We start from the raw sequence: 756 nt of genomic DNA, 5'->3' as shown, positions 1-756 counted from the left end.
AACTTATTGATAGTGTTTTATGTTCAGATAATGCCCGATGACTTTGTCATGCAGCTCCACCGATTTTGAGAACGACAGCGACTTCCGTCCCAGCCGTGCCAGGTGCTGCCTCAGATTCAGGTTATGCCGCTCAATTCGCTGCGTATATCGCTTGCTGATTACGTGCAGCTTTCCCTTCAGGCGGGATTCATACAGCGGCCAGCCATCCGTCATCCATATCACCACGTCAAAGGGTGACAGCAGGCTCATAAGACGCCCCAGCGTCGCCATCGTGCGTTCACCGAATACGTGCGCAACAACCGTCTTCCGGAGCCTGTCATACGCGTAAAACAGCCAGCGCTGGCGCGATTTAGCCCCGACGTATCCCCACTGTTCGTCCATTTCCGCGCAGACGATGACGTCACTGCCCGGCTGTATGCGCGAGGTTACCGACTGCGGCCTGAGTTTTTTAAGTGACGTAAAATCGTGTTGAGGCCAACGCCCATAATGCGTGCAGTTGCCCGGCATCCAACGCCATTCATGGCCATATCAATGATTTTCTGGTGCGTACCGGGTTGAGAAGCGGTGTAAGTGAACTGCAGTTGCCATGTTTTACGGCAGTGAGAGCAGAGATAGCGCTGATGTCCGGCAGTGCTTTTGCCGTTACGCACCACCCCGTCAGTAGCTGAACAGGAGGGACAGCTGATAGAAACAGAAGCCACTGGAGCACCTCAAAAACACCATCATACACTAAATCAGTAAGTTGGCAGCATCACC

Annotated in this window: 1 protein-coding gene; it reads right to left on the bottom strand. The window is 53.3% G+C overall.

The features are described from left to right. Positions 1-3 precede the first annotated feature (3 nt). Positions 4-701 (bottom strand): IS1-like element IS1A family transposase gene (locus tag BEB42_RS25910; protein ID WP_103215986.1). Its coding sequence is split into 2 segments (ribosomal slippage): positions 4-452 and positions 452-701, totalling 699 coding nucleotides; the frame shifts between segments, so codons are not numbered across the junction. Positions 702-756 lie beyond the last annotated feature (55 nt).

Source organism: Escherichia sp. MOD1-EC5990 (genome assembly GCF_002965285.1).
Lineage (GTDB): Bacteria > Pseudomonadota > Gammaproteobacteria > Enterobacterales > Enterobacteriaceae > Escherichia > Escherichia coli_F.
Note: the sequence above shows the minus strand (reverse complement) of the source record. Positions and strands in the feature narration are given on the sequence as shown.